Below are 871 nucleotides of genomic sequence, written 5' to 3' on the forward strand. Positions count from 1 at the left end.
CATGAGTGTTATGAGAGTCAGATATGAATAAAATCTTGTTTATAGTCATAACTGCTGTGATTTCAATCTCAGCAAATGCATCGTCATTTTATGATGATGTGGCAAGGCTTATTGAGCCTCAAGACCAATATGGAAAGTATGTGAACTGTGCTGCGATGGCTACATTACTTTTAAATGACACAGGGAATGTAAAATATGAAGCAGATATTGCTCGCTTACTAAAGCCAGTCAAAAATGCGAAGTTTAATGAGCAAGCTATTTTCTCTGCTTTAAATACAAGAGGTGCGTACTTTATTGGTATCACCGATTATCATAAGCAGATATATAAAAAAGAGTTTAACTTGCAACCTTTGTTCAGACAAAATTGTAGGGTTTTATAACTGTGTTGTAAGTTCGGTAGCCACTAAAATGCCTAACAAAGCGTTTAAGGCAGATTCGCAACGCATGGCATTCTCGGTTTAAATTGAGTTTTGTGTTTATGGTGTAATTGTTTAGGTCAGGTGTAGGCGTCGCTCACTACTTAACGCGGCGTTAGCCCTTTTCGAGGAAACGATATGGAAATCGTACAAGAAATAGATGTTTCAGAATTGCATCATAAGTCAATCGAAGCATTAAGAAATCAAGCTTTTCCAGACAACCAAGTAAGTCGTTCTTACTTTAAGCAGTTACCTCATATGCGTGCCCTTCATTTTCAAGGTGAACAGCTGGTTGGCTATCTTGGACTGGATTATCGCGTTGTTAGTGTCGGTGGGGAAATACATAAGGTTCTGGGCGTAATCGACTTCTGTGTTGATGAACGTTATCGAGGGCAAGGTATTGGCTCTTTCATGTTGTCAGAAGTATCGTCATTTGCCGAAACTAAAGACGTTGA

2 protein-coding genes are annotated in these 871 nt (G+C 38.8%); both read left to right on the plus strand.

Going from position 1 to position 871, the window contains the following annotated elements:
* The first annotated feature begins 23 nt into the window (after window positions 1-23).
* The gene (locus tag NDJ01_RS08415; RefSeq protein WP_258586555.1) at window positions 24-380 is read left to right on the plus strand and encodes a hypothetical protein; all 357 of its coding nucleotides are present in this window, start codon (window positions 24-26) and stop codon (window positions 378-380) included.
* Window positions 381-554: 174 nt separating this feature from the next.
* Window positions 555-871 (plus strand): GNAT family N-acetyltransferase (locus tag NDJ01_RS08420; protein ID WP_258586556.1); only part of this gene is annotated, 317 nt, incomplete at its 3' end.

The organism is Vibrio sp. HS-50-1 (assembly GCF_024747315.1).
GTDB classification, from domain to species: Bacteria; Pseudomonadota; Gammaproteobacteria; order Enterobacterales; family Vibrionaceae; genus Vibrio; species Vibrio diabolicus.